Here is a 21,317-nt window from a genome sequence, read left to right as displayed (position 1 = left end):
TATTTTTAAGTTGTATTTTTATTTCTTCATATTTATGTTCTTATCAGTAAGGTCACATCTGGAAAAAATTATCAGACTCCTAATCCCATCATTTGCATTAAATACTGTGCTTGCTGAATAGCTTCCTGACGATGGGAAATACCCATTTTCTGATACAGATTGCGGATATGAGTTTTAATTGTCGTCGCTGCCACTTCCAGTTCAACAGCAATCTGCTCATTACTGTAACCAGAATAAATTAACCCCAATACCTGCCATTCACGTTGAGTTAATGGACTATTGCGAATAAGTTCAGGAACATCAGGATGAGTAAGAAGCTGCTCAACAAAGGTTTCATCAAAGTGGGCAAATTTATGCCGATTCTGGCGATTGATTTCCCGCAGGATACGCTGCGCCCGATGTTGCTCAAATTCAGGCAAAATATTGAGTTGAATGAGCTGGCGCAATTGCTGAGCCATTAATTCACCTTCAAGCACAAAATGACTGATAAACCCCGTGCGATTAGCCAAATGCAAGGCTTCCATCAGCACTTGTTGCGCTTCAGCCTTACGCTCAAGCTGCCAGTAAAGTAAGTTGCATAACAACAAATTGCGATTCAGATCGCTTACCAGTTCCAGCTTTAAAGCATATTCATTCAGCGTTTCCAAAATGGTTTCTGCTTCTTCATACTGACCAAGCAAGATCTGAGCACGGGCAATATTACGCCACTGGTTCTGGTTGAAATGGTTACTGAAACTTTCAGGTTTTTCTGCCTGAACCAACCATTGTGCCGCTGAAATATTATCCTCCAGATGTTGCCAGATAATGACTCGCAATTTATCAGTATTCGTTCGCCAGTCACGATGATAATGCCCATTATTGAGTAGATTCTCACACCGGGATAAATGACGACGAGCATTATCAATATCTCCACGAATCAAAGAGCATTTCGCCAGTTGAGTCAGACACTGTAATTGCTGCTGAGGTTGAAAGTTAGACAACACATCTAAACCACGACGTGCCGATTCCTCCGATTCATCAATACGCGCCCAACACCACAAAAGCTGTGAACGAATACGCAGCAGAAACTCGTGCATGGGTAACTGTTCCAAATGCTGCTCACGGATCAAGTCAAAAGCGTGATTTTGAGTTTCATAGGCGGTCTGTAAATATCCCTGGGCCAGTAAAATTTCACTTTGCTGCAATAATGCCCATAAAGCATAGTGGTAAACATGGCAGCGGCGGGCGAGCTGTTCTGTCTGCTTCATCAACGTTAATGCAGGAGACAACTCCCCTTTACAGTGCAGTACCTCCCCTTTCACTGACATCGCGACAATACGGCCATATTCATTATCAGGCAGCAGACTTGCCAACGCTTTTTCAGCCAATAAATCGGCATCATCCGGTCGGCCGTCATTAATCGCGACCTGAGCACGCAATGCGTCAAACTCTCCCAGTAATTCAGCCTCAACCTTTATCTCTTTTTGCTCCAAAGATTGCTCTGCCTGATTCAATAACGCATTGACCTCATAATACCGATACTGACTCTGCGCCAGCCATGCCTGTAACAGCACCAAACGCGGATTTTCCAGTAGCTGCTCATGTGGCAAAGCATTCATGCACTCTTCCAGCAGTGATAACTGGCTGTGGTTAAACAACTCCCATGCATGTTGCAGCAAAATATCACATAACAACTTCGTATCTGCTGTCGCCAAAGCATGATGAACCGCTTCTCCCGGATACCCCTGCATCAACCAGCCTTCTGCCGCCGCACGATGCAATTCCGGTAAATCCGCCGCCATTTCCCACTGGCAACGTTGGCGAAGGAATGAAGCAAACAAAGGATGAAAACAAAACCATTCGCCAGAATCATCCATGCGCTGGATAAACAACCCCTGACGTTCAATATCTTCAAGACGTTGCTGACCATTTTCCATCCTTGTCAGACAAACAATCAATCCATCATTCATCGAACGCAGGATAGAACTACGCAACAAAAACTCTCGTGTTTCCTGATCAACACGGTTTAAAACTTCGTCCACAAGATAATCTGACAAATGGCAGGCATTAATTCCTGAAAGACGTTTTGCCGACATTTCTGCTGTATTACCTGCCTGACGGGCAGAAAGAGCAATTAGCTGCAACGCCGTCGCCCACCCTCCCACGTCATGACATAACTGTCTGCAATGCTCAGCCTCTAATGGTCTGGCCAGCCGTTTATCAAAAAATTGCTGAGCTTCCTGATAGCTAAAAGCTAACTGCTGACTATCGAATTCCAACAATTGCTCGCGCACACGTAAATTAGCAACTCCCAATGACGGTAAGTGACGGGAAAGGATAATCAACGTCAGGTTTTCCGGCTGATGGCGTAGAAAGAAACGCATAGCTTCATGGATAAGCTTATTCACTATCAAATGATAATCATCGATCACCAGAAACAGTGGCTGCTTCCATTCATTCAGTTCAATAAACAATTGTGCAAACAGTGCAGATAAATTGGCATATTGATGTTTTTGCGCTAATACTTCACTTTTAACACAATGCCCCTGTGTCGCCTGTTGGACAGCAGCAATCAGATAGCTGGCAAAACGTTCCGGCTGATTATCACTATCATCCAGAGAATACCACCCCAGATTATCCTGTCCGGCAGCCCATTGTGACATTAATGTGGTTTTACCATACCCTGCCGGACTGGTTATCAGCACCAGTCGATAATTCTGTGCTTCATTGAGCTGTTTTAACAGGCGCTCACGCATAACCATATTATTGAGGCGAAGAGGGCGACTGAGTTTCGACGGGATAAGCATTATTTCCTCCCCTCACAAGTAATGAGTAAAACTGATACCTGAAACCTTGTTTCGATGTTATTAAGCAATCAAAATCAGTAACATTTGCTAATGAACAACCAAATTTAGAGAAACGCCCGCCTTTTGCAATTAGGTTGATTGATTTCATTGTGTTAAGTTGCACCTTGTCACATTCTTTACCTGAAACGTTTCTTGTTCCCGATAAAATTGCGAAAGCATTCGAAAAAATAGCTACGCCCCAATACTCATCCCTGTGAATATCCTTACAGGATGATGTGTCTTGCCTACTGAGCCTTCAGCATATCAGGCTAAATAATCTCTATATTTTCCTCAGGATGAAGACTCCATGAAACAGCCCAAACTCGATAAAACCATATTCCAGGCTGCACTTACCCGTCAGTGGCAGCGCTTTGGCCTTGATTCAGCACAGGAAATGACAACACATCAGTGGTGGCAAGCTATCAGTGCCACTCTTCTGGAATTACTGCCTACTTATCGCCAAGACAATAACCATCAAACTGATAATCCAAACCCCACCGATAGTCCAAAAGGCAATCAACGGCACGTAAACTACATTTCAATGGAATTCCTGATCGGCCGTTTGACTGCTAACAATTTGCTTAACCTTGGCTGGTATGATGACGTTCAGACTTATTTAGCCGAATATGGCGTGGTATTAAGTGACGTGCTGGAAGAAGAAGTTGACCCTGCCTTGGGTAATGGTGGATTAGGGCGTCTGGCAGCTTGTTTTCTTGATTCAATGTCAACCCTTAATCAACCGGCAATCGGCTACGGACTCAATTACCAGTATGGTCTGTTCCGGCAATCTTTCGAACAGGGGCTACAAATTGAAGCCCCTGATGATTGGGAACGCAATACCTATCCGTGGTTTTACCGCAATATACAGCTGAAAGTTAATATCGGTTTCGGCGGTGAAATTGTCACAACAGCAGACGGTCGTGAAACCTGGCGACCTAATTTTAGGCTGACAGGAGAAGCATGGGATCTATCTGTGATTGGTTATGATAATGGTGTTATACAACCCCTGCGTCTATGGCTGGCAACTCACGATAACCCCTTTGATTTATCACTGTTTAATGATGGGCAGTTCCTGCATGCTGAGCAACAAGGCATTCAAGCCACCAGCCTGACCAAGGTCCTCTATCCGAATGATAATCATCAGGCCGGAAAACGTCTTCGCCTGATGCAGCAGTATTTCCAGTGTGCCTGTGCTGTGGCTGACATTCTACGTCGTCATCAGCAAGCTGGCCGCAAAATACAAGAGTTACCGCAGTACGAAGTTATCCAGCTCAATGATACTCACCCAACCATTGCCATTCCTGAGATGATGCGCCTTCTGATTGATGAGCACCAATTGGATTGGGATACTGCATGGGCCATTACCGGTCAGACCTTCGCTTATACCAACCACACCCTATTACCAGAAGGTTTAGAACGTTGGGATGAACACCTGATCAGCGAATTACTGCCGCGCCACCACCGTATTATCCAAGAAATAAACCGTCGCTTCCGTAAAACAGTGGAACAAAACTGGCCTGGCAATCAACAAGTATGGGAAAAACTGGCTGTTATCCATGACCATCAGGTGAGAATGGCTAATCTCTGTGTTGTGGCCTGTTTTGCAGTCAATGGAGTTGCAGCACTGCATTCATCTTTGATTGTGACAGATCTATTCCCTGAATATCATCAATTGTGGCCAGAAAAATTCCATAACGTAACCAATGGTGTTACACCACGCCGTTGGCTAAAACAATGCAATCCAGCACTCTCCTCATTGATTGATCAGACATTAGGCCATGAATGGATCAATGATATTACCGCGTTAAAAAAACTCGAACCCTATGCCAATGATGCGGCTTTCCGTGAAGCTTATTGGGGCGTAAAACAGGACAATAAAATCCGCCTGTCCAACTACGTTAATAAAGTGATGGGGCTTAAACTCGATCCTCATGCCATCTTTGATGTACAAATCAAACGACTGCATGAATACAAACGCCAGCATTTGAATCTGCTACATATCCTCTCACTTTATCGACAAATTCAGGAAAACCCGGCGTTGGATATTCACCCACGTGTTTTCCTGTTCGGTGCTAAAGCCGCCCCCGGTTACTATCTGGCAAAAAATATTATCTCAGCTATCAACCACGCAGCCGAAAAGATCAACCATGATCCGATCGTGCGTGATCGCATAAAAATTGCCTTTATTCCCGATTACAATGTTTCTAAAGCTGAATTAATGATCCCTGCCGCCGATGTATCAGAACAGATCTCTACGGCAGGAAAAGAGGCCTCTGGCACAGGTAATATGAAACTCGCCTTAAATGGAGCGCTGACTATCGGCACACTGGATGGTGCGAATGTCGAAATAGCCGAACAAGTTGGCAACGATAATATTTTTATCTTCGGGCATACAGTAGAGGAAGCAAAAGCATTACTGAAAAATGGCTACAACCCACAAAGCATCCTCCAACAAAACAGTCATCTACAAGACATACTCGATTCTCTTGCCAACGGTGAATTCAGTCATGGAGATACACAAGCATTTGCTTTAATGCTGCATAGCCTGATTGATGGCGGTGACCCTTATTTGGTACTGGCAGATTTTGCTGATTACTGCGCTGCTCAGCAGCGGATCGATGAGCTATACCGTAATACCCAATGTTGGACACAGAGCACGATCCTTAATACTGCTCGTATGGGGAAATTCAGCTCTGACCGAACTATTCAAGATTATCAACAACGTATCTGGCAGGCGAGATAAGGATCCGTCATGGAAAATAAATGCCTTGATGATTTGGCAACAGAGGCTGGTATTGCCACTGAATATATTAATGCTTACGGGAAACCACAGGCTATTCCTGCTCAAATAAGGCATCGAATTTTACAAGCTATGGGAACAAATATACCGGTCGAAAGACCGGTTTCTGACTTAACTGCTTTGCCTTTACCCACAGTTAAGGTATTGATGCAGGGCAAAGCATTTACTTTGACTTTGAATAGCTCAACACAATATCAATGGCAGATACAGACAGAACAAGGAGAAGATTTGCATGGAAATTGCCAGTATCAACTTACATCGCCGACCTCTTTGCCCCTGGGTTACCACACTCTTATTTTAACCCCCATATCAAGGCAAAAAGATGATGCACAACATCACACGATGCAAATCATCGTCACACCAGAACGCTGTTATGAACCAAAACCCCTGAAGAAGGGCCATAAACTTTGGGGAGCCTGTGTTCAACTCTATACCCTGCGTTCAGAAAATAACTGGGGAATCGGTGATTTTGGCGATTTAAAACAGATGCTGAGAAAACTGGCACAACGCGGAGGGGCTTTTATCGGCCTGAATCCGCTACATGCAATGTATCCAGCCATGCCTGAAAACGCCAGCCCTTATAGTCCCTCATCCCGCCATTGGCTTAATGTCATTTATATTGATGTAAATCAGGTAGAAGACTTTAAATCCAGTACCGAAGCTCAAACATGGTGGAAGTCACCGGAAACTCAGCACAAACTTCAACATGCCCGCCAAACAGAATGGGTCGATTATTCCACCGTAATGACATTAAAAATAACGGCGTTACGTTTGGCTTATCAGCAATTCAATACCCGAACTGATGCAGATCCCCTGTACATCGCTTTCCGACAATTTATTACTCAAAGTGGTAAAAGCCTGTATTCACAGGCTGTCTATGATGCTCTGCTCTGTAAACTGTACAGTGAAAACCATGCTTATTGGGGTTGGCCCGTCTGGCCAGAAAAATATCGTGAACCTGATAGTGATACCGTTCAGGAATTTTGTCATACCCACTCTCAGGAAATAGAATTTTTTCTTTGGCTACAATGGATAGCTGACAGTCAGTTAGCTGACTGTTTCAGTGAAAGTCAAAACAGTTCTATGCCAATTGGTATTTACCGTGATCTGGCCGTTGGTGTGGCACAAGGCGGTTCAGAAACCTGGGAGAACCGAGAGCTCTATTGCACCGAAGTATCCATTGGCGCACCGCCGGATATTCTGGGACCACTAGGGCAGAACTGGGGACTTCCACCGATGAATCCCCACGTGTTACAGGCCCAACACTATCGGCCTTTTATTGAATTACTACGTAGCAATATGCGTCACTGCGGTGCATTACGAATTGATCATGTGATGGCACTGCTCAGGCTTTGGTGGATCCCACAAGGCGAAAGCGCAGCCCAAGGGGTTTATGTTCACTATCCCGTTGATGATCTGCTGGCAATACTGGCACTGGAAAGTCAACGCCATTGCTGCATGGTGATAGGTGAAGATTTAGGGATTGTACCAGAAGAGATTGTCGGGAAATTACGCGACCGTGGTGTCTATTCTTACAAGGTATTTTATTTCGAGCGCGACGAAAAAGGGGAATTTAAGTCACCTGATGAATATACCACACAAGCGATGGCAACTATCACCACCCATGATTTGCCAACATTACGCGGGTTTTGGCAAAGTGGCGATCTGAAACTGGGGGAATCAATCGGCCTATATCCAGATAATGCGCTACTTGCTGAGTTATATGATGAACGCGAACATTGTAAGCAAAAGCTATTGGCAGGTTTACACCGCTCTGGCTATCTCTCTGAATCATCGTTCATAACAAATACGCCAATTCAATTGCAGCAAGAGGCATCATCATCACAGATATCAGTCTCCATTAATCATGACATACACTATTATCTCGCCAGCAGTACCAGTGCCTTATTAGGTTTACAACCCGAAGATTGGTTGGACATGGAACACCCTGTCAATGTTCCCGGCACAACCAAGGAATACCCGAATTGGCGACGTAAATTAGCCGTTACATTGGAAGCTATTTTCAAGGATGAGCGCGTAAATCACTTGCTGGAAACAGTGGATAAGCACAGAAGGACGATTTCGTAAGCAACAAGCAGATATTGAAAAAGCCATATTCTTTTGGAAAGACCATCAGAACTTCGTACCGCAATTATTCCGGTACGAAGTTCCACCTTAATTCTCCCTTACCTTGGTTGACTTTCAATCAGATAGTCACCCCTTCACACCACCCGCTGTTAATCCTCCCACTAACCAGCGCTGAGCAAGTAAGAAAACCACTGTGATAGGCACAGCAGAAAGTACGGCAGCCGCTGCAAAATCACCCCAGAGATAATTTTGTAGATGAAGATATTGCTGCATACCCACAGCTAATGTGTAATTGTCCACATCTCTTAACAATAGCGACGCCACTGGCACTTCAGTAATCACACCGATAAAAGACAGAATAAATACAACCGCCAGTATTGGTACAGAAAGAGGCAAAAGTATCAAACGAAAAACTTGCCACGATGTCGCCCCATCCAACATAGCCGCCTCTTCTAAAGAACGATCTAACGTTTCAAAATAACCTTTTATCGTCCACACATGCAGAGCAATTCCCCCCATATAAGCAAAGATCACACTGCCATGGGTATTCAACCCGATAAAAGGAATATATTCTCCCAGTCGATCAAACAGAGCATATAGTGCCACCAATGACAAAACAGCAGGGAACATTTGAAAAATCAGCATTCCTTTCAACAAGGTACTTTTGCCACGAAAACGCATACGAGCAAAGGCATAAGCACATGTTGTTGATAGTGCAACAATACCCGTGGCAGTAATAAATGCGACTTTTACAGAGTTCCATAGCCATAACATAACCGGAAATGGTGGAGGTGTAACACGCCCATCAGCGGATTCTACGCTAATACCAAGTGCCAATTTCCAGTGCTCCCAGGAAATCGCATCCGGAATAAGACTACCTGTAGCAAAATTTCCTGGTCGTAAGGAAATAGCAATAACCATCAGTAATGGAAATAAAATCAAAGCGATAAAAGTCAGCATGAGTATATGTGTTGCCCATACTCGCCACCGTTGTGATTTAGGTTGCACCATCGCCATGTTGTCATCTCCTTAGTCAAATTTAATGCGTGTGGTTTTCAGATTGATAATTGCTAAGGCTCCCACCAGCAGGAAAATTAACGTTGCTATCGCCGCAGCTAACCCAAAATCCTGTCCCCCACCACCTTCAAACGCAATTCGGTAGGTATAGCTGACTAAGAGGTCGGTATAACCCGCAGGTGTTGTTGTGCCAATATGATCTGGCCCACCTTTAGTGAGTAATTGGATCAGAACAAAATTGTTGAAGTTAAAAGCAAAGCTGGCAATCATCAATGGTGTTAGAGGCTTAATTAACAAAGGAAACGTGATATAGAAGAAATTCTGTAATGGTCCTGCACCATCCATTGCAGATGCTTCATACAGATCATCAGGAATCGCTTTCAGCAACCCCATACACAGGATCATCATATAGGGATAGCCCAACCATGTATTGACAATAATCAGCATGGTTCTGGTCAGAGTCGGATCAGTAAACCAATCCGGTTTCAGACCAAATAACCCATTTAGCAGCAAATTAATTTCGCCAAAGCTCTGATTAAATAACCCCTTAAAGATCAAGATGGAAATAAAGGAAGGTACAGCATACGGTAAGATAAGTAATACTCGGTAGATTGCCCTGCCTTTAAGTGCTTCCCACTGCACAATACAAGCCAGAATCATACCCAGCGCTACAGTCAATATTACTGTCAACAGAGAAAAGATCACCGTCCAGACAAAAATGGAGAGAAAAGGTTTTTGAATCCCTTCATCCTGTATCACCCGCAGGAAGTTTTTCCATCCAATAGAAACGGTAAATCCGGGACTCAACGTTTCTTGCCCCCATCCCCCTTTGGCATTAATGGATTGATAGAAGCCCGTCTCCATATTTGGTCGGTATTGCACACCAGTTTGATTATTAGTTAGGGTGTTACCATCTTCACTTAGAGTATAAAGTGAATGTATACCGGAAAATTTCCGTAGGGAACTCATACGTAACTTACTGCCATCGGGCAAAATCACCACAATTTGCCCTAATATCTGTCGGTTCTGAGTGATAGTACGCAATGTAGCAGCACTGCGTTCAAAACCAACTGTTCGTTCATGCAATGGCAGAATCATCTCTTCCTTTTCAGATTCAGATAAAGAAAAAGGCTCTGATACTAATATATTAGAACTGGATATCTTGGAACTATCCGAGATACTCAATGCCAAAACCCACCGCTCAGCTTCAGGATAAAGCTTGAAATCAAATGCTTCTCCTGTCTGATATTGACGACTCATTAATACTGTCTTAGCCCGTTCAAGAGTGAGTTGGTTGGTACTGCTATAATTTGTAAAAGCAATCGCAATGGTGCAAATGAGTGGAAACAATACAAACAAAGCCATTCCGGCAATACCCGGATAGGTATAACGCCAAACATAAGATCTGCTATTGACAAAGATATAAATACCACTGCCCAGTAATACCAGTGTCAGCATAGCGAACAGATATTCCCCTTGTGCATACATCAACACAGTCAAATAACCCGTAAAAAATAGGCCCAGCCCCGCTATCAGCCCCACGACAAGCCGTTTCAGGACAGAGCGTGACCACCATACTTTTTTGTTCAATCTCGTTGACATTATGCACTTCCTGTTACTATCCCAGTTAATAACTATTCCCGTTACAAAAAGACCTTTATTCAGAATCTGTTACTGAAATCCAGTGACCAAACCTGTCCCTCAATAGACAAAAAAGCTCCTTCAAAATCAGGAGCCTAATATTCGTTTATTTTACTATTCGAGCCTCTGCATCATTGAGAGCCGCATCTACAGATTGTCGACTACTTATTGAATTGAGTACGGCGCTACGCATGCCATACCAGAAACTGCTCATTTGTGAAATATTCGGCATAATTTCCCCTTTCTGAGCATTTCCCATCGTGGCAGCAATTCGAGGATCTTTGGCAAGGATATCCTGATAGGATTTCAACGCTACAGCGCCTAATGGCTTATCCTTATCCATCATGGTCAAACCTTCATTCGTCAGCAGGTAATTTTCCAAAAACTCTTTCGCCAATTCCTTATTAGGACTGGCTGCATTGATTCCCGCACTTAAAATACCAACAAAAGGTTTAGAGGGTTGACCTTTAAAAGTGGGTAACAGAGTGACACCGTAATTGATCTTACTTTTGTCAATATTCGCCCATGACCAAGGGCCATTGATAGTCATTGCTGTTTTACCTTGATTGAAAGCAGCTTCAGCAATGGAGTAATCGATATCCGCACTGAGATGTTTGTTTTTTACCAAGCTGACTAAAAATGCCAAACCTGCTTTAGAGCCAGCATGATTTACACCACTATCTTTAATATTGTAGGTATCTCCCTGCCTCTTAAAAGCATACCCACCATCAGCAGCAATCAGGGGCCAGGAGAAATAAGGCTCCTGTAAATTAAACATTATTGCACTCTTTCCCTGTTTTTTTAGTTCGTTATCCAATGCCGGAATTTCTTCCCATGTTGCGGGTGGTGACTTAAGCAGATCCTTATTGTAAATAAGGGAAAGTGCTTCAACCGCAACAGGATAACCAACTATCTTGCCATCATGGCGAACCGCATCCCAAGTGAAAGGAAACAGCTTCTCCGTAAGATTTTTATCGGGTGTAACCTCAGCCAGCAGCCCAGACTGTGCATAGCCTCCGAAACGGTCATGTGCCCAGAAAATGATATCTGGACCATCTCCCGTTGCAGCAATCTGGGAATACTTTTCTTCTAGTTTGTCTGGGTGTTCAACACTGACTGAAATGCCCGTTTCCTGCGCAAATTTATCACCAACCTGGGACAGACCGTTATACCCCTTATCCCCATTGATCCAAATTACCAGCTTACCTTCTTCCAATTTTGCAAAAGCAGGAGCAGAGAGTACCCATGTAGATAAAACGGAAAGCATCAGAGTACGAACACTCACTTTCAAGGTTGTTTTTGTCATCATTCCGTCCTTTTCATCGTCTACTAATTTAAGCTAAATTTCTCATTACACTTTCAGAAAATAGTCCTCAGTGTGCAATCAATAGAAAACAGGCTCATCCTCCTCCATCCTACGCCTCCCATCAAACGAGTGTGAGCGTGATTACAAAAGCACTGTAAACCATACTGTTAGCCTTAAAAAGGCATCAATTTTTGGGATTAAAATCACATCTTATTCCGTGACTTATCAAAGAATTTTTCAATTTCATTAATCTCATCCTCCTACTTCCTCCCCCATAAAAAACTATCAAATGGAGGATTTTTGTTCCTGTTATTTTGCACACAATCCTGCCATCTGCTTTTCACTACAAACCAGGATGGCAACTCCGAGGGAAACACATGTCCAGCGTCACACTTCGTAATGTATCTAAGGCTTATGGTGAAAATATTATTTCCAAAAATCTCAATCTTGATATTAAAGAAGGGGAATTCGTGGTTTTTGTTGGCCCATCAGGATGTGGGAAATCGACCTTATTAAGGATGATTGCCGGTCTGGAAGATATTACTTCCGGTGAAATACTGATCGCAGGACAAAGGATAAATGATGTACCTCCTGCCAAACGCAGTATCGGAATGGTTTTTCAATCTTATGCACTCTACCCCCATCTGTCTGTAGCAGATAATATGTCTTTCGGCTTAAAACTGGCAGGTGTTAAAAAAAGTGAAATTCAGAAGCGAGTAGAGCGAGTTGCAGAAACTCTCCAGCTTGCCCATCTATTAGATCGCCGTCCAAAAGCGCTATCAGGCGGGCAGCGTCAGCGAGTTGCTATTGGCCGAACTCTGGTAGCCGAACCTAATATCTTTTTGCTGGATGAGCCCCTTTCTAACTTGGATGCAGCCCTGCGTGTCCAAATGCGTATTGAAATTTCACGCCTACATAAACGCCTGAAACGCACCATGATATATGTCACCCATGACCAAACTGAAGCTATGATATTGGCAGATAAAATCGTCGTATTAAACGCAGGCAATATTGCTCAGGTCGGAAAACCTCTGGAGATTTATCACTACCCAGCCAACCGTTTTGTAGCCAGCTTTATTGGCTCTCTGAAAATGAATTTCTTACCCGTCAAGGTTTCTGCTATCGCCGTCGATCAAGTGCAAATCAGCCTGCCCAATGGACAGCATGTTTGGCTCCCTGTCGAAAGTAAAGGCCTCACCGTTGGCAGTAACGTATCCCTGGGCATTCGCCCGGAGCATCTACTGCCTAATGATATTGCCGACGTAACACTAGAAGGAACAATACAGCTAGTAGAGCAGTTAGGAAATGAAACGCAAATCCATATCCACATATCCGCTATTCATCAAAACCTCGTTTATCTCCGGCCTGATATTGTTCTCGTGGAAGAAGGGGAAACCTTCACGATCGGGTTAGCTCCTCATCGCTGCCATCTGTTCCGGGAAGATGGAACGGCATGTCAGCGTTTGCATAAAGAACCAGGAGTTTAAATCTACTCCATAAAAAAATAACAGGAGAATTATTAATGCGTATCTTACCTCTCTCATTGACTATACTGGCTGGATTCTTTTCCATACAAGCCGCTGCGGTAGACTTTCACGGTTATGCCCGTTCAGGTATTGGTTGGACAGGCAGTGGAGGTGAACAAAAATGTGCTCAAAGTACAGGAGCACAAAGTAAATATCGCCTCGGCAATGAGTGTGAAACCTATGCCGAATTAAAATTAGGGCAAGAATTGTGGCAGGAAGGTGACAAACGCTTCTATTTTGACACTAATCTGGCCTATTCCATCTCGCAAAAGAGCGATTGGGAATCAACCAGCCCAGCTCTCCGTGAAATGAATGTGAAAGCAAGTAATATCATTGATTGGCTGCCCGGCTCGACTTTATGGGCAGGTAAGCGCTTTTACCAACGCCATGATGTGCATATGATCGATTTTTATTATTGGGATATCTCAGGCCCTGGTGCAGGTTTGGAGAATATTGATCTTGGTTTGGGCAAACTTTCTCTTGCTGTGACTCGCAATACCGAAAAAGGTGGCTCATATGGCTGGATTGCAGGTAAACAGGGCGATCCCTCCACCTCTAATGATGTTTTCGATATTCGGCTTGCTAATTTACCTATCAATGATGGTGGAACGCTGGAATTGGGGATTGACTATGGACGCGCTAATGCACGTAAAGGCTATCATCTGAATAAAAATGCCTCCAAAGATGGCGTTATGCTAACGGCTGAACACACACAAAGTATGTTGGGAGGATTCAACAAGTTTGTCGTTCAGTATGCAACTGACTCTATGACTTCCAGCAATAATGGTCGTCCAGAAGGTGCCAACATCAACAATAATGGTCATATGCTGCGTATTTTAAATCATGGTGCAATCAATCTGGCAAAAAAATGGGATCTGATGTACGTGGCTATGTATCAGGATATTGATCGCGACAATCGTAACGGCACCACATGGTATACGGTTGGGATCCGACCAATGTATAAGTGGACCCCCGTTATGAGTACGTTGATGGAAGCTGGCTATGACAATGTAAAATCTCAACGCACTAAAGCAACAAATAACCAATACAAAATTACATTGGCTCAGCAATGGCAAGCTGGGGATAGTATCTGGTCCCGCCCTGCTATCCGTTTATTTGTTACTTATGCTAAATGGAATGAAAAGTGGGGTTATGCCAATAACAATGTCGGTTATCTTGATGGCGTTGCTTATTCTGACACATCGGCACACCGTTTCAGCCGTGGTAAGAGTGATGAATTCACGTTTGGGGCTCAATTTGAGGCTTGGTGGTAATGTCAGGCAAAGGTCATAAGATGAGAATCAAACTACTTCCTATTTGTTTCGGTATCTTGTTCTACATGAACATACCCACAATAACTTATGCTGTCACTGAGACTGTTTCTGATAAGACCATAACTGATTTGAGAAAGCGCAACCTCGTTGCGCCTTCTTTACCTATCTCCGTTTTACAGAAATTAGCATGGCAATCGGTGAATACCAATGCCAAGCAAACAGTGACTCTTAGTCATGCATCACTTCAGCTTAACCAAGGAAATATCCAGGGTCCAGTTGCTGCTCTTGCTTTACCTGCCAATCATGGAGCATTGAAAATAACCCTGAGTAGCCCGATAAAAGATAGGCAGGTTTATTCACCTAATGTGTTAGTGCTTGATGAACAATTCCGTCCTGCTGCGTTTTATCCAAGTCATTATTTTACCTATCAGCAGCCAAGTATTATGTCGGCAGACAGGCTTGAGGGAACATTAAAACTGACACCCGCATTAGGGCAACAGCAAATTTATATGCTGATTTATACGACCCATGCAGATCTACAAACATCCACAGAAATGGTTAATCCAGCCAAAGCCTATGCACAGGGAGTCGGTAATGCTGTGCCTAATATTCCTAATCCGATAGCTCGCCATACCGATACTGGTATTTTAACACTGAAAGTGAAATCGGAACGAGATGCTGGAAATATTTTAATTGGTCATTCTTTTACTGTATCCGAGCCTAAAACAGTGACTGTTGGTTCTACACAACTAAATACAGCTCCTTCTGGACAACCGTCACCTATTACACCGGAAACCAAACCAGTCTTAGGTGATACCGAACAGTATTTCAATGATGCTATTAAAAAAGCGATTAGAAGTGGTGATATTGATAAGGCACTGAAGTTATTAGATGAAGCAGAACGTCTTGGCTCACCAAGTGCACGAGAAACTTTTATCAAAATGGTAAAAAACAAAGAATAAGCTTGATTCAGCGAAAGCTATAGTGAGATTCAATAATTAAACTTAGGGCCTAAAGGAATAGGCTCTATATCCTATAAATTCAGATATGTTTATAACTATGGTGAACCCCTAAAAACCTGGTAATGTATTAATATTTTACATCCTGTTATCTATAGGCTGTAAAGATACAGTATCTGCCTGGTTAGAAATCATTTTTGCCATTTTTTCAATGGGATCTGTCCGTAATATATATAATCGCTTCAAAGAGAAAGGATTATCACCTAGCTTTACTTTCCCTTGTACTGTAGTAACCGCTAAATGAAATCCTGCATTTTTGGCAGCTTTCATCGCTGTCTGATTATACCCACCAAAAGGATAAGAGAGATAAAGTACATGGGGATTAAATTGTAATAATGCCCGGCGTGAACGCTCAAAATCATACAAGATATTGCGGTATGAACGACTGAATAATATTGGCTGTTTATTTTTATTTAGACGATGCAAGAAATGGGTATGAGATTGAAAATCAAAAACATTCTGCAGGGAGTATAATTCAGAAAGGCTTAAAAATTGCAGGCTATTAGGGTTCCATTTCTGTGGATGACGCTTAATTCGGGATGAAATAATAAAAAGTGTTGCCTTCTGCCCATTCTCTTTCAATATTGGATAAGCATACCGATATACAGATTTCAATCCATCATCAAATGTCAAAGCAACCACTTTAGCTGGCAAGTTAATGGCTCCATTTAGGTATCCTTCCAATTCATACAATAAAATCGTGGTATAGCCCGCCTGTTTCAGATAAGCCATCTGATTACGAAAGGCAGTCAAAGATGTGGTCGTTGAAGTATGGAAAAAACGTTTATTTTCCTTATCTTTAAGAATATGGTGATAAGTCAATACAGGAATACCATTATCCAACTCAGCATCTTGGTCACTAATGTAACCCAAGCGATCGCCTAAATTAATTTCATACCAAATATGATGTGAAGCGTCCTGTAATTTATCCAAAATTGGATAACGGAGATCCGCTGCCAAAATTGCGACGGGTTTATTATCTACTTTCGGTGTGCTATAGACTCGAATGTCCTTAAAAATAACTAAGCCTTGTGATGCTTTTTTATTGAGAGTCTGGAAAGGGTCAATAGGAAATGTAGATTTTTTTATTTCTCTTAAGTTACCTTTAGCAATATAACCTTTTCCATTACCAAAGCTAAATTCGTAATAATCACTGTTTTCCCCTTCTTCCTGAATCACTTTCAGGTTTTGCCCTTTTTTGAATAGCCCAACCTGAATAACATGTTCACCAATCCAGGCATAGATTTCACTGTCTCTGGTTACCTCCATATAGAGATAGTCTGACCGATCATGCTGATGTGCTACGGCCGGATTGAGAAAAAATATCAAGGACAGTAAGAAAACCATTACAGAAACATGAACGATTCGTCTCATTTGTATTTTCCACCCAATAAAAAATGCCCTCTACCAAGAGAGGGCATTTTACAATTAGCTATACTGATTAAGTATACTATTATTCATCATCATCACGAGTTTACTCGTTATTACTGCTACCGAAACCAGCATTCAACAATTCAGCAAGGTTTGCAGTGGCTTCGTCAACACTGACTTGTGGTGCTTCAACCACTTCATTTTCGTGACGACGACGCATACGATCCTGATGGTAAGCATAACCTGTACCCGCAGGGATCAAGCGACCCACAATAACGTTCTCTTTCAGACCACGCAATTCATCACGTTTACCTGCAACAGCTGCTTCAGTCAATACGCGGGTTGTTTCCTGGAACGACGCCGCAGAGATGAAAGATTCTGTTGCCAGTGACGCTTTGGTGATACCCAGCAGATCACGGTGGAAAGTCGCAGGTACTTTGCCGTCCTGCTCCAGCTTACGGTTAGCAACTTTAACGCGTGCGTATTCAACCTGCTCGCCTTCAAGGAATTCAGAACTTCCCGCACTTGCAATGGTAGCTTTACGCAGCATCTGACGAACGATAACTTCGATGTGTTTATCGTTAATCTTAACGCCTTGCAAACGGTAAACTTCCTGAACTTCGTTGGTGATGTAACGAGCAACAGCATGAACACCTCGCAAACGCAGAATGTCATGTGGAGATTCTGGGCCATCGGAGATCACGTCACCACGTTCAACAACCTCACCTTCGAACACGTTGAGCTGACGCCATTTAGGGATCATCTCTTCGTAAGCATCACTACCATCCAGTGGGCTGATTACCAGACGGCGCTTACCTTTGGTTTCTTTACCGAAGGAAACGATACCGCTGATCTCTGCCAGAATAGCAGGCTCTTTCGGACGACGAGCTTCGAACAGGTCTGCAACGCGTGGCAGACCACCGGTGATATCTTTAGTACCGCCAGATTCCTGAGGAATACGCGCCAACGTATCACCCGCAGAGATAGCCATGCCATCTTCCAGCTGAACAATCGCTTTACCCGGCAGGAAGTACTGAGCAGGCATATCTGTACCTGGGATCAGAACATCGTTACCCTGAGCATCTACGATTTTCAGAGCCGGACGCAAGTCTTTACCGCTACCAGTACGCTCTGCGCTATCCAGAACTACCAGTGATGACAGACCGGTCAGTTCATCCGTTTGACGGGTGATGGTTTGACCATCAACCATATCGTAGAACTGGATGATACCGGACACTTCACTCACGACTGGCATGGTGTGTGGGTCCCAGTTCGCAACGGTTTCACCGCCAGTTACTGCTTCACCATCACCTTTAGCCAATACCGAGCCGTAAGGTACTTTATAGCTTTCTTTTGTACGACCGAAGTCATCAATCAGGCGCAATTCGGTATTACGGGAAGTAATAACCAGTTTGCCCACAGAGTTAGTAACAAATTTTGCGTTAGTCAGTTTCAGCTGACCTTTGTTACGTACCTGAATGCTGGATTCTGCTGCCGCACGAGATGCCGCACCACCGATGTGGAACGTACGCATCGTCAGCTGTGTACCTGGTTCACCGATTGACTGTGCCGCGATAACACCAACTGCTTCACCTTTGTTGATGATATGACCACGAGCAAGGTCACGTCCGTAACATTTTGCACAAACACCGAAATCAGTTTCACAACTAACTACGGAACGTACTTTCACACTGTCAACGGAATTTTCTTCTAACAGATCACACCATTTTTCGTTCAACAGTGTATTACGTGGAACCAGAATATCCGCTGAACCCGGTTTCAGAACGTCTTCAGCAGTCACACGACCCAGTACACGTTCACGCAGAGGTTCTTTAACGTCACCACCCTCAATGACCGGAGTCATCAGGATACCGTCGTGAGTACCACAGTCATCTTCAGTGATAACCAGGTCTTGAGCAACATCAACCAGACGACGTGTCAGGTAACCGGAGTTCGCGGTCTTCAATGCGGTATCCGCAAGACCTTTACGAGCACCGTGAGTTGAGATGAAGTACTGGAGTACGTTCAGACCTTCACGGAAGTTCGCAGTGATTGGGGTTTCGATGATGGAACCATCTGGCGTTGCCATCAGACCACGCATACCCGCCAACTGACGGATCTGAGCCGCAGAACCACGAGCACCGGAGTCTGCCATCATAAAGATATTGTTGAAGGAAACCTGCTGCTCTTCTTCACCATTACGGTTAATAACAGTTTCAGAAGAGAGGTTTTCCATCATCGCCTTAGCAACACGTTCGTTCGCCGCAGCCCAGATATCGATAACCTTGTTATAACGTTCACCCGCAGTTACCAGACCTGACTGGAACTGTTCCTGAATTTCGGCAACTTCAGCTTCTGCTTCAGCAATGATGCCTTCTTTCTTCTCAGGAATAACCATATCATCAATACCTACGGATACCCCTGAACGGGCAGCGTAAGCAAAACCGGTATACATGGTCTGGTCAGCCAAAATAACGGTTGGTTTCAAGCCCAGTATGCGGTAACAGGTATTCAGCATTTTAGAGATAGCTTTTTTACCCAGTGGCTGGTTAATCAGTGAGTATGGCAGACCTTTTGGTACAATCATCCACAGGATGGCACGACCGATGGTCGTATCAACCAACCCTGTATTAACGGTGACATTACCTTCACCATCTTTCACTTCTTCAGTGATACGAACTTTGACACGGGCGTGCAGAGAAGCCAGACCTGCACGGTATACGCGCTCTGCTTCTTTAGGACCGGTCAGAACCATGCCTTCGCCTTTCGCGTTAACACAGTCACGAGTCATGTAGTACAGACCCAATACAACGTCCTGAGATGGAACGATAATTGGTTCACCACTCGCTGGAGACAGGATGTTGTTGGTAGACATCATCAGCGCACGCGCTTCCAGCTGAGCTTCCAGTGTCAACGGCACGTGAACAGCCATCTGGTCACCGTCGAAGTCGGCGTTATAAGCCGCACACACCAGCGGGTGCAGCTGGATTGCCTTACCTTCGATCAGAACTGGTTCGAATGCCTGAATACCCAGACGGTGAAGGGTTGGTGCACGGTTCAACAGAACCGGGTGCTCACGGATAACCTCATCAAGGATATCCCATACAACCGCTTCTTCACGTTCAACCATTTTCTTGGCTGCTTTGATGGTAGTCGCCAGACCACGCAGTTCCAGCTTGCCATAAATGAATGGCTTGAACAGCTCCAGTGCCATCTTCTTAGGAAGACCACACTGATGCAGACGCAGGTATGGACCTACGGTAATTACAGAACGGCCTGAGTAGTCAACACGTTTACCCAGCAGGTTCTGACGGAAACGACCTTGTTTACCCTTAATCATGTCTGCCAAGGATTTCAGAGGACGTTTATTGGAACCTGTAATCGCACGACCGCGACGACCGTTGTCCAGCAATGCATCAACCGCTTCCTGCAACATACGTTTTTCGTTACGTACGATGATATCTGGCGCAGCCAGATCCAACAGGCGTTTCAGACGGTTGTTACGGTTAATAACGCGACGATACAGATCGTTCAGGTCTGAAGTTGCGAAACGACCACCATCCAGTGGAACCAATGGACGCAGATCCGGTGGCAGAACTGGCAGAACGGTCAGAACCATCCACTCTGGTTTGTTACCAGACTGAATGAAAGCTTCCAACAATTTAATGCGCTTAGTCAGCTTTTTGCGCTTAGTTTCAGAGTTGGTTTCATTCAGTTCTTCACGCAGGGTTTCACATTCGTTTTCCAGATCCATGTTCTTCAACAAAGATTGGATCGCTTCCGCACCCATTTTAGCGTCGAATTCATCACCGAATTCTTCCAGTGCATCCAGATACTGTTCTTCAGTCAGGATCTGGCTGCGCTCAAGGCTGGTCATACCGCCTTCAACAACCACATAGGATTCGAAGTACAATACGCGTTCAATGTCGCGCAGCGGCATATCCAGCAACAAACCGATACGGGATGGCAGAGATTTCAGAAACCAGATGTGAGCAGTCGGAGATGCCAGTTCGATGTGCCCCATACGTTCACGGCGAACTTTAGTCTGAGTAACCTCAACACCACACTTCTCACAAATCACACCACGGTGTTTCAAACGCTTGTATTTACCACACAAGCATTCATAATCTTTTACTGGCCCGAAAATACGTGCACAGAAAAGGCCGTCACGCTCAGGTTTGAACGTACGGTAGTTAATGGTTTCCGGCTTTTTTACTTCCCCGAATGACCACGAACGGATCATATCTGGAGAGGCCAGAGCAATTTTGATCGCATCAAACTCTTCGGTCTTGGTTTGCGCTTTCAGAAACTTCAATAAGTCTTTCACGAAATGGCTCCTGTCGGAGTTAGACCTGTTAGGTGAGTGGCCCATGCCACTCCCCCCTATGACCAGTGTAACCACTGGCTGGCAAACTGCCCGACATTGCTATATGTTTCAACACGCAGTCTA

At 44.1% G+C, this 21,317-nt stretch carries 11 protein-coding genes; 5 read left to right on the top strand and 6 right to left on the bottom strand.

Going from position 1 to position 21,317, the window contains the following annotated elements; translation table 11 throughout:
- Window positions 1-71: 71 nt before the first annotated feature.
- Complete coding sequence (malT, locus tag HGO23_RS01560) at window positions 72-2,786, bottom strand: HTH-type transcriptional regulator MalT (protein WP_209027719.1); 2,715 nt, start codon at window positions 2,784-2,786, stop codon at window positions 72-74.
- 346 nt (window positions 2,787-3,132) lie between these two features.
- Here malT and malP point away from each other — a divergent pair, with 346 nt between their 5' ends.
- Window positions 3,133-5,568 (top strand): maltodextrin phosphorylase, encoded by a 2,436-nt coding sequence (malP, locus tag HGO23_RS01555; RefSeq protein ID WP_209027717.1) that lies wholly within the window; start codon window positions 3,133-3,135, stop codon window positions 5,566-5,568.
- A 9-nt stretch (window positions 5,569-5,577) separates the two neighbouring features.
- Window positions 5,578-7,713 carry a 4-alpha-glucanotransferase gene (gene malQ / locus HGO23_RS01550; RefSeq protein ID WP_209027715.1) on the top strand — a complete coding sequence of 712 codons (2,136 nt, stop codon included), beginning with the start codon at window positions 5,578-5,580 and terminating at the stop codon, window positions 7,711-7,713.
- 126 nt (window positions 7,714-7,839) lie between these two features.
- Here the strand turns inward: malQ and malG are convergent, their stop codons facing one another.
- The 3 genes from malG to malE form a co-directional block, all read right to left on the bottom strand.
- A complete protein-coding gene (gene malG / locus HGO23_RS01545; RefSeq protein WP_099134975.1) occupies window positions 7,840-8,730 on the bottom strand; it encodes a maltose ABC transporter permease MalG in 891 nt (296 codons plus the stop codon).
- 12 nt (window positions 8,731-8,742) lie between these two features.
- Window positions 8,743-10,332, bottom strand: coding sequence for a maltose ABC transporter permease MalF (gene malF / locus HGO23_RS01540; RefSeq protein ID WP_099134974.1), 1,590 nt, complete (start codon window positions 10,330-10,332; stop codon window positions 8,743-8,745).
- A 145-nt stretch (window positions 10,333-10,477) separates the two neighbouring features.
- A complete protein-coding gene (gene malE / locus HGO23_RS01535) occupies window positions 10,478-11,677 on the bottom strand; it encodes a maltose/maltodextrin ABC transporter substrate-binding protein MalE (RefSeq protein WP_099134973.1) in 1,200 nt (399 codons plus the stop codon).
- A 377-nt stretch (window positions 11,678-12,054) separates the two neighbouring features.
- Here malE and malK point away from each other — a divergent pair, with 377 nt between their 5' ends.
- Genes malK through malM form a run of 3 tightly spaced genes read left to right on the top strand, consistent with a single transcriptional unit; the run spans window position 12,055 to window position 15,439 of the window.
- On the top strand, window positions 12,055-13,164 hold the full coding sequence (malK, locus tag HGO23_RS01530; protein ID WP_099134972.1) for a maltose/maltodextrin ABC transporter ATP-binding protein MalK: 1,110 nt from the start codon (window positions 12,055-12,057) through the stop codon (window positions 13,162-13,164).
- 35 nt (window positions 13,165-13,199) lie between these two features.
- Window positions 13,200-14,477 (top strand): maltoporin, encoded by a 1,278-nt coding sequence (locus HGO23_RS01525; RefSeq protein ID WP_209027714.1) that lies wholly within the window; start codon window positions 13,200-13,202, stop codon window positions 14,475-14,477.
- A gap of 20 nt (window positions 14,478-14,497) precedes the next feature.
- Complete coding sequence (gene malM, locus HGO23_RS01520; RefSeq protein ID WP_209027712.1) at window positions 14,498-15,439, top strand: maltose operon protein MalM; 942 nt, start codon at window positions 14,498-14,500, stop codon at window positions 15,437-15,439.
- A gap of 135 nt (window positions 15,440-15,574) precedes the next feature.
- On the opposite strand, the gene HGO23_RS01515 is transcribed toward malM, so the two are convergent.
- Window positions 15,575-16,870, bottom strand: a complete 1,296-nt coding sequence (locus HGO23_RS01515) for a polysaccharide deacetylase family protein (protein ID WP_209027711.1) — start codon at window positions 16,868-16,870, stop codon at window positions 15,575-15,577.
- Between the two features lie 100 nt (window positions 16,871-16,970).
- Window positions 16,971-21,194, bottom strand: coding sequence for a DNA-directed RNA polymerase subunit beta' (gene rpoC, locus HGO23_RS01510; protein ID WP_209027709.1), 4,224 nt, complete (start codon window positions 21,192-21,194; stop codon window positions 16,971-16,973).
- Window positions 21,195-21,317 lie beyond the last annotated feature (123 nt).

The sequence above is a fragment of the Xenorhabdus budapestensis genome (assembly GCF_017743015.1).
GTDB lineage: Bacteria > Pseudomonadota > Gammaproteobacteria > Enterobacterales > Enterobacteriaceae > Xenorhabdus > Xenorhabdus budapestensis.
The sequence above is the reverse complement of the archived record's forward strand: the minus strand, read 5'-3'. Positions and strand labels throughout refer to the sequence as shown.

What these genes read in the sequence shown, in the direction of transcription:
- HGO23_RS01515 (WP_209027711.1), bottom strand. Translation starts at nt 16,870, where the DNA reads ATGAGACGAATCGTTCATGTTTCTGTAATGGTTTTCTTACTGTCCTTG.
- malP (WP_209027717.1), top strand. Translation starts at nt 3,133, where the DNA reads ATGAAACAGCCCAAACTCGATAAAACCATATTCCAGGCTGCACTTACC.
- malE (WP_099134973.1), bottom strand. Translation starts at nt 11,677, where the DNA reads ATGACAAAAACAACCTTGAAAGTGAGTGTTCGTACTCTGATGCTTTCC.
- malM (WP_209027712.1), top strand. Translation starts at nt 14,498, where the DNA reads ATGAGAATCAAACTACTTCCTATTTGTTTCGGTATCTTGTTCTACATG.
- HGO23_RS01525 (WP_209027714.1), top strand. Translation starts at nt 13,200, where the DNA reads ATGCGTATCTTACCTCTCTCATTGACTATACTGGCTGGATTCTTTTCC.
- malT (WP_209027719.1), bottom strand. Translation starts at nt 2,786, where the DNA reads ATGCTTATCCCGTCGAAACTCAGTCGCCCTCTTCGCCTCAATAATATG.
- malF (WP_099134974.1), bottom strand. Translation starts at nt 10,332, where the DNA reads ATGTCAACGAGATTGAACAAAAAAGTATGGTGGTCACGCTCTGTCCTG.
- malQ (WP_209027715.1), top strand. Translation starts at nt 5,578, where the DNA reads ATGGAAAATAAATGCCTTGATGATTTGGCAACAGAGGCTGGTATTGCC.
- malK (WP_099134972.1), top strand. Translation starts at nt 12,055, where the DNA reads ATGTCCAGCGTCACACTTCGTAATGTATCTAAGGCTTATGGTGAAAAT.
- malG (WP_099134975.1), bottom strand. Translation starts at nt 8,730, where the DNA reads ATGGCGATGGTGCAACCTAAATCACAACGGTGGCGAGTATGGGCAACA.